General features: G+C 51.7%; 8 protein-coding genes. 6 read left to right on the top strand and 2 right to left on the bottom strand.

Translation table 11 applies throughout. From position 1 onward, the window contains the following. The first annotated feature begins 88 nt into the window (after positions 1 to 88). Positions 89 to 1,498: an amidase gene (locus GHO41_RS20390; protein WP_153434491.1), complete on the top strand. Its 1,410-nt coding sequence runs from the start codon at positions 89 to 91 to the stop codon at positions 1,496 to 1,498. Between the two features lie 70 nt (positions 1,499 to 1,568). Here the strand turns inward: GHO41_RS20390 and GHO41_RS20385 are convergent, their stop codons facing one another. Then, positions 1,569 to 2,135, bottom strand: coding sequence for a nucleotidyltransferase family protein (locus GHO41_RS20385; protein WP_153434490.1), 567 nt, complete (start codon positions 2,133 to 2,135; stop codon positions 1,569 to 1,571). Positions 2,136 to 2,271: 136 nt separating this feature from the next. Here GHO41_RS20385 and cho point away from each other — a divergent pair, with 136 nt between their 5' ends. Together cho and GHO41_RS20375 are read left to right on the top strand one after the other, a co-directional pair. Next, the gene (cho, locus tag GHO41_RS20380; RefSeq protein WP_153434489.1) at positions 2,272 to 3,111 is read left to right on the top strand and encodes an excinuclease Cho; all 840 of its coding nucleotides are present in this window, start codon (positions 2,272 to 2,274) and stop codon (positions 3,109 to 3,111) included. 193 nt (positions 3,112 to 3,304) lie between these two features. Beyond that, a complete protein-coding gene (locus tag GHO41_RS20375; protein ID WP_153389791.1) occupies positions 3,305 to 3,742 on the top strand; it encodes an acetyltransferase in 438 nt (145 codons plus the stop codon). A 79-nt stretch (positions 3,743 to 3,821) separates the two neighbouring features. On the opposite strand, the gene GHO41_RS20370 is transcribed toward GHO41_RS20375, so the two are convergent. Next, the gene (locus GHO41_RS20370; protein WP_153434488.1) at positions 3,822 to 4,598 is read right to left on the bottom strand and encodes an APH(3') family aminoglycoside O-phosphotransferase; all 777 of its coding nucleotides are present in this window, start codon (positions 4,596 to 4,598) and stop codon (positions 3,822 to 3,824) included. 552 nt (positions 4,599 to 5,150) lie between these two features. On the opposite strand from GHO41_RS20370, the gene GHO41_RS20365 reads away from it, so the two are divergent. From GHO41_RS20365 to GHO41_RS20355, 3 genes are all read left to right on the top strand, one after another. After that, the gene (locus GHO41_RS20365) at positions 5,151 to 5,423 is read left to right on the top strand and encodes a hypothetical protein (protein ID WP_256678812.1); all 273 of its coding nucleotides are present in this window, start codon (positions 5,151 to 5,153) and stop codon (positions 5,421 to 5,423) included. A 210-nt stretch (positions 5,424 to 5,633) separates the two neighbouring features. After that, a complete protein-coding gene (locus GHO41_RS20360) occupies positions 5,634 to 6,239 on the top strand; it encodes a hypothetical protein (RefSeq protein ID WP_153434487.1) in 606 nt (201 codons plus the stop codon). Further along, entirely contained in the window at positions 6,226 to 7,272 is a 1,047-nt protein-coding gene (locus GHO41_RS20355) for a DUF262 domain-containing protein (protein ID WP_153434486.1), read from the top strand. The genes GHO41_RS20360 and GHO41_RS20355 overlap by 14 nt, the downstream gene beginning before the upstream one ends. Positions 7,273 to 7,587: the final 315 nt, after the last annotated feature.

The raw sequence follows: 7,587 nt of genomic DNA, 5'->3' as shown, positions 1-7,587 counted from the left end.
GTGAGAGCCTGGATTCTACCGGTGGCTGGCTCTCTGCCTCTCGTTTCAAGCGTTGCGCTTATTCTATGAATTCAGGAGGTAAACAATCATGAGTAATACACCTGACATCGGCCAGATGAACGCCGTCGAACTGCTGGCCCGTTACCGCGATAAAAGCCTCTCTCCAGTGGAAGTGGCCGAGGATGCCCTGCTGCGCATTGAGCGCTACAACCCGGCAGTCAACGCCTACTGCCATGTTGACCCGCAAGGCGCGCTGCAAGCGGCCCGGGCATCTGAACAGCGCTGGTTGAAGGGCACGCCTTGCGGTGCGTTGGATGGCGTACCGGCCTCGATCAAAGACCTGACCCTGACTCAAGGCATGCCTACGCGCAAAGGTTCACGCACCACCACGGCGAAAGGTCCATGGGAGATTGACGCGCCTTTTAGTGCTTTTATGCGCAAGGCAGGCGCGGTCTTGCTGGGCAAGACCACGACCCCCGAGTTCGGCTGGAAAGGCGTCACCGATAACCCGCTGTATGGCATCACCCGTAACCCCTGGGACACCCGGATGACCGCAGGCGGCTCATCCGGCGGGGCTGCCGCTGCCGCCTCGCTCAACCTGGGCGTGCTGCATCAGGGCAGCGATGCCGGCGGCTCGATCCGCATCCCTTGCGCGTTCACCGGTACATTTGGCATCAAGCCGACCTTCGGCTACGTACCGCAATGGCCAGCCAGCTCCATGACCATCCTTTCGCATCTGGGGCCAATGACCCGCACCGTTGAAGACTCGGTGCTGATGCTGCAAACCGTGGCCAGGCCCGATGCCCGCGATGGTTTGATCGGCGCCCCGCGCACCACGCCCTGGCTGGCACAGAGCGATCATCTCAAGGGTTTACGCATCGCCTACAGCCCCAACTTCGGCTATGTCGACGTTGATCCGCAGGTCGCCCGCGTGGTGGCCCAAGCGGTGGGGCGTCTGGCCGAACTCGGCGCCCATGTCGAGCAAGTTGACCCAGGTTTCAGCGATCCGCTGGAGACTTTCAACACCCTGTGGTTTGCCGGTGCAGCGCGCTTGGCCGGCCAACTCAGCAGTACCCAGCGCGAGCTGATGGACCCGGGGCTGCAACGGATTGCCGGCCTTGGCGAGCGTATCAGCCTTGAGCAATACAGCTTCGCGCTGGAAGCACGGGCGGCATTGGTCGCGCACATGAACGACTTCCATCAGCGCTACGACATTCTGGTCTCGCCCATGCTGCCCATTACCGCATTTGCGGCCGGGCACAACGTGCCGCCCGAGTCCTCATTGACCGACTGGATGCAATGGACCCCGTTCACCTACCCGTTCAACCTGACCCAACAACCGGCGGCCTCAGTGCCCTGCGGGCTGGCCGACAATGGTCTGCCAGTAGGCCTGCATGTGGTCGGCGCACGCTTCGCCGATGACCAGGTACTGCGAGTTTGCCGGGCCTATGAAAAACACTTCGCGCAAAGCCACCCGCGCGCGCCCATAACGCCTTAATTAAAAAGTACCCAATCTGTAGGAGCGAGCTTGCTCGCGATCTTTTGATCTATAAAAAGACCGCTCGCGCCTACAGATTGTCATCAATAATCGTCAGCCATGGCCAACGCGCTTGGTAGCTTTTGGCCTTGTGCATAAACAAATCAGGCTGCGGGGTTAACGGGTTATTGCGTAACAGCCCCTGCCCGATGTCATCCAGCCCATAAGGCGCATACACCTCGCCGCTGTCAGCGCAAATCCCCACGCAGGTCCCGGCCACCAGATAACGATCAATACCGTCCCGGGCGGTAAACAACTGCGGATAAGGCCTGCCGAAACGTTCGGGATACCAGAGGTGCACCCGGGCCTGGTTCTTGATATCGACGTTCACACCCAGATCCTCGAACAGCTGCCGTGCCTTGATAATGACTTCGTTTTCCGCCTCCCAGGACACGTCTTGATCAAAGTAAAAAACGTCGTAATCCTTAACCCCAAACGCCGGCGGCAGGTTTGAGCGATGGTTCCAGACCGCCTGAAACAGGCTCCCCGCCGTCAACAAGCACTGTTCAACGCCCAGCTTGGGCAAGCGCTCCATGAGCTCAGCGTTGACCGGGTTACCCATTGCCAGGCTGACAAAGTGTTCAGGCGTCAAATTCATCGGCAGTCCTTTAGCTTCTGCGTTCCAGTTGGGCACAACTCTATCCGGGTTCCATGACCGGTTCTAGCCGCACACACCGGAGCGATTCTGACCGGCGGCTGTCATATACCGTTACCTATGCCGCACTATAACCACCATGCCTATACGTCCTGCATCACTCGCCCCTGTTTATGAATACCCTGAGCACCTGCGTGCTCAAGTCGCTGCAGCACCGCGAGCACCTGGGGTTTACTTCTTTTATGCGCAAGACGACTCGATGCCGCTGTACATCGGTAAAAGTGTCGATATCCGAAGCCGACTGCTGGCACACCTGCGAACACCCGAAGAAGCCCGCATGCTGCGCCAAGCGCAAAGAATCGAGTATGTGCAAACCGCCGGAGAAATCGGCGCGCTGCTGCTGGAATCGCGCCTGATCAAAGAACTGCAACCCCTCAAAAACAAGCGATTACGCAAGCAACGACGGTTGTGCTCAATACGCGTCATCGATGGTGCTGTAGACATCATCGACACCACAGACTTGCCCGGCGCCAGCCCGTTGTACGGGCTGTTCCGCAACAAGCGCATGGCCACTGAAGCGTTGATGCTGATCGCTGACGAGCAGCGCCTGTGCCACAGCCTGCTCGGCATCGAAAAAGCTACGGGGCGCAGTTGCTTCAGAGCACAAATCGGCAAATGCGCGGGCGCCTGTAGAGGCGATGAAAGCCACGCAGCCCACACCGAACGCTTGTTAACCGCGCTTGCCCGCTGGGCCGTACACCGCTGGCCCTTCCCCTGCGCAATCGCCCTGCACGAGCGCCACGGTGAACATGAGGAATACCACGTCGTGGACGGCTGGCATTACATCGGCACCTACGCCACGGAAGCTGAAGCCAGACAGGCGCCGAAAAGCACCGGCCAGGCATTTGATGCCGATTGCTACAAGATCCTCGTGCGTCCGCTGCTGCTAGAGGGTGCCGAGCTGATCATGCTTGGGTAGCGACCGGTCCCCCTCGCCTTCTTGACATCTTCAATGTGCCCCGGCAAATTGGCCGCCCATTCTTTTTCGGCCCCTCTTAAGTGCACCGCCCAGGCGTTAAATCGCGAAGCGGTCATACCTGAAGCCGACTCTTAATCGGTCGCCACTGCCCGGCGCACCTATCATCAGACCTAAAGAGAAGAAGGATGATTTCATGATCATTCGCAAGGGTAACGCTGCGGACCATCCGCAGTTGCTGAACATCTGGCTGCGCGCAGTTCAGGCCACTCACGACTTTTTGCAGCCATCCGACATCGAAGCACTGACCCCGCAGTTACGTGACATCTACTTGCCCGCCGTAGAGCTATGGGTCGCGGCAAATACTGAAGACTGGCCACTAGGGTTCATTGGACTGAGTAACAACCATGTGGAAATGCTCTTCGTAGACCCACAACAGCATGGCCAAGGCATTGGCCGAGCCTTGCTGGACCATGTCCGCACGTCGCGCGCGACGCTCAGCGTGGATGTCAACGAGCAAAACCCACAGGCCGCAGGGTTCTATTTGCACTACGGCTTCGTACAAACGGGGCGTTCGCCACTGGACGGCGAAGGACGACCCTTCCCGTTGTTGCACATGAACTTGCCTGAGTAAAAAGGTTGGGGCTGTGTGTCTTTCGGCATACAGCCTTCAGGCCTTTGAACATTTACTTGCCTGCGCCCTCATCACAACTCTAGAAAAATTCGTCCAACTGCTCGAAAAACTCGCGCTTGGCCGGATCATCTCCCTCGCCCAACTCAGTTAGAAACTCACCGGCAACGCCCAAAGAGACGTCTTTACGCAAAAAGCGATGAACAAAGGCAATGTCCAACCATCGATCGGCACTCCCGCCACGACCCAAATCAATGAAGTGCAGCGTGTCATGGGCATCGACAAACACATTGGCCCCACACAGATCGCCGTGACTGAACACTCGGTCCTCTGTCGGCTTCGTTTTATGCAAGTGAGCGACAAGATCCAGCGGAGTCTGCAAGTAAGGCCACTGCTGCAGGTTGTAACAACCCTCGCCCAAGTTGTGTGCCAGCAGATAGTCCAGCTCATGCAGACGCGCTTCAACACTTGAATCAAACGGGCAATCGAGGATTGGCACAGCCTGTAACTGCCGCACCGCCTCGCAAAAAAACATGATGATCGAAGACGGGTCATTGATACGCGCCTGAAGGGGTTGCCCTTCGACACAACGCGTAATCATGAACTCACCTTCAACGCTTTCCGCGACAGCCACCACTTCAGGGACACTCAGGTGATCTGCGAGCCAGGACAAGACCCGCGCCTCTCGTAACACGCTATACGTGGTAGGTGCCAAGATAGCCGGGCAAATCTTGAGAAAGAAACGATCGTTACCACGTTTGAAGCTATAAACATCGCAGGGGGATTCACCGATCTCGTCGGCTCTCAGCGCGGCGCCACCTATGAATTGTTCAATAGTGCGAGGCTGTTGGATAGTCATCGGTACTCGACTCGATAGGCTTTGAAACTCATTTCAGCCGTCACCATAACAAAATTGTAGGAGCGAGCTTGTCTCGCGATCTTTTGCTTTTGAAGATCAAAAGATCGCGAGACAAGCTCGCTCCTACAGGCTCAATGTTTACTTAAGTCAATTGCAATTCCGATTCCTGATAAACTCCCGGCCATTACGCTTCAGCAGAAGCTTGAGCGCACAGCCTTTCATATTCCAGCCTGCCTCGCCTTAAGTCCTCATCATTTAAGGGCTTTGCTGCACTGCGGTACATCAAGCCTATAAAGCGGCTGGAAACGCATACTTTTGAACGATAGATCATGACTGAAATATTCGCTGAAACCACAGTTGTAGAGAGCTCAGAGCTCTCTAGAAGATTTTCTATGGCGCCCATGATGGATTGGACTGGTTGAACACTACTCTCCAGCAAACAAAGCCTCAAACTAGTAGTACGTATTCTCCTGTACCACTTTTGTACCATTGAGACTGGTCTGTAGATCAAACCTTAGACTCTAAGTTGCACTAACCATGGCGGGCAGAAAAATGACAAGCCACTACACACTGGGTGATGTCAAAGAAATATTTTATCAATATCAACTGGCTTTAGAAGCTTCCGTGATAGAACTTACACTGTGGGCCGAAGCGCAAGCTGCAACAGATGCAGGTGAGAATATTTGTGGAGCATTAGACACCAGTGCTGAGAACGCTGGCCTTATCAATCAAGCACTTGCCTTGCTGAGAAATCAAAAATCAAAGACTAGGCTGACTGCTTATCTCCGTGAACCAACTTCTCTGATGATGGATGATACGGGCTAACCCGCAAGGCCCTTTAAAACTAGGGATGACGCCCTACGTAATTGATCATTGAGTACCACTCAGCACACAATAATGGCTAAATAGTGGCATTTTATCTTGCAAAATTTTATTCCCAATGTAATTATTCGTAGAAATCCTGCCAATAGCTAGGTAAAGCTACAAGGTTTGGCCTCGCTGCGGTTGCTGAGAATTTTTTTATTGGACTAGACTATGGATAGCGCTGAACTACTTACAACACTAAGATCTAACGGCGCAAAGCACGTTTACAACAACTTATTACTTGACGAGAATATCTTTCTGCTAAAGCAGCTTTTCCCGGATGATCACGCTGAAAAATATCATCAGTTTAAAATCGCCGCATCTGACGCCCTTAATGTGTCGACAAAAAACATCGCCATCGTGGGAAGTTCAAAGACTGGCTACTCGCTAACCCCCGATAGAAATTTCGCACGTATTAGGCCAGACTCCGACATAGATTTGGTTGTAGTATCAAAAGAACTATTCGATATACTTTGGAGCAGCCATCTAAACTACAAAAATAGTATTGAACAAAGCAAGAAATATAGCTATTCAGACGTTGCAAAGAATATTTTCAGACACTTCGTTTCCGTCTCCGAAGATGATATGGATTCATCAATGTACATTCACTTTGCAGACTGGATCAATAGAGTTGGAAAGTTAAAGAAAATTCTCGAGCAACAATTCAAGATCAAAACAACACTTGAATATCGCGTCTACGACAGCTGGAATTACGTTGAGCAATATCACATAGCAGGCCTCAACGCACTGATGGAGCACCACAATGAAAGTTATTGAAAACACCGCTGTCGAATCGCGCCCAATCAAATGGATTCTCGATGAGTTCCGAAAAGGCAACTTATATATTGATGATTCTTTTCAACGAAACTACGTCTGGCTAAACAAAGACCGTATTTCACTAATAGAAACAGTTCTCCTTGGGTACTCAATTCCTGAAATCTACCTTTGGGAGACTGACACAAATGCCAAAACTGGTGACACTCGCTACAGCATCATAGATGGCCAACAAAGAATTAGAACCATTAATCAATTTGTAGATGGAAATCTCAAGCTCACAGATTCTGGCCTCGAGTTTAAAAAGGCAGATTACAGAGGAAAAGAATTTGACAGCCTGATTGACTCCCATAAAAAAGATTTTTGGTCATACAAGGTATCGGTACGCTTTGTAAACAAAAACGTTGGGCGCGATGACATAATCAAGATGTTTCTTCGATTAAACAAAACATCAAACGCATTAAACCCCCAAGAGTTGCGACACGCTGAATTCCACGGACAATTTATTAGTGCATCTTTTGAAATTGCAAGCCTACCCCACTGGCGAGAATGGGGAACATTCACCGACTTAGAAATACGCCGAATGAGCGATATTCAGTTCGCCAGCACACTTATTATTTACATAAGATCGGGATTCGAAGATGAGACTACGCAGTCATCGATCAATAAATTTTATGACTTACTTAACGAAAAATACCCCGACAAGAAGCATGACATAACTGCAACTATCAAAACCCTTGATGACATCAGAAAATATACCGCAGAATCGCCAGCACTGAAATCGGCATTACAAAAGAAGACTCATGCATACACTATCTTTACCCTAACTAATCATCTCATGAACATCAAACATCCCACATCCGGTATTGGCAAAACACTTGAGGCTTGGTATGAATGGCATGATAAAAAGGCCGCACCACCAAATGAATTTAAAGATCTCGTCGCAGAATATAGACGGCTTACGGCTGAGGGAGTCCAAAAGAAAGCTAACCGCCAAAAACGGTTTGAAATTCTATGCACATATCTAAAAGTTTAACGCTTCCTAGGACAAAGTTGTGTACTGATATCAAAACTCGGTAGAAGATACAGCACCGCGAGCTTTTTAGGTTCTATTTTCTGCCAAGCACATTCTTGCCTGCCTGCATAAATGCAAAGCGGGCATTGAACGACTTAGGTTTGCGTAGGGCTAATCGATCCCCCATCCACCCAGTGCTAGGCACTCCTCACACACGATGGTTTGGACTGATCAACCCTACAGCACTCGTAAGACAAGCGCTGTAGAACCCCACTAAGAATCTGTACCACTTTTTACCAACACTACTTCAACGCAGTGACGTGCTGCCCCTCACGA

Source organism: Pseudomonas sp. FSL R10-0399, assembly GCF_009600165.1.
In the GTDB taxonomy this organism is placed as follows: Bacteria; Pseudomonadota; Gammaproteobacteria; order Pseudomonadales; family Pseudomonadaceae; genus Aquipseudomonas; species Aquipseudomonas helleri.
This window is presented reverse-complemented; position numbering and strand designations above follow the sequence as displayed.

Coding starts and splice junctions, on each gene's coding strand:
- GHO41_RS20390 (WP_153434491.1), top strand. CDS start 89: ATGAGTAATACACCTGACATCGGCCAGATGAACGCCGTCGAACTGCTG.
- GHO41_RS20385 (WP_153434490.1), bottom strand. CDS start 2,135: ATGAATTTGACGCCTGAACACTTTGTCAGCCTGGCAATGGGTAACCCG.
- cho (WP_153434489.1), top strand. CDS start 2,272: ATGCCTATACGTCCTGCATCACTCGCCCCTGTTTATGAATACCCTGAG.
- GHO41_RS20375 (WP_153389791.1), top strand. CDS start 3,305: ATGATCATTCGCAAGGGTAACGCTGCGGACCATCCGCAGTTGCTGAAC.
- GHO41_RS20370 (WP_153434488.1), bottom strand. CDS start 4,598: ATGACTATCCAACAGCCTCGCACTATTGAACAATTCATAGGTGGCGCC.
- GHO41_RS20365 (WP_256678812.1), top strand. CDS start 5,151: ATGACAAGCCACTACACACTGGGTGATGTCAAAGAAATATTTTATCAA.
- GHO41_RS20360 (WP_153434487.1), top strand. CDS start 5,634: ATGGATAGCGCTGAACTACTTACAACACTAAGATCTAACGGCGCAAAG.
- GHO41_RS20355 (WP_153434486.1), top strand. CDS start 6,226: ATGAAAGTTATTGAAAACACCGCTGTCGAATCGCGCCCAATCAAATGG.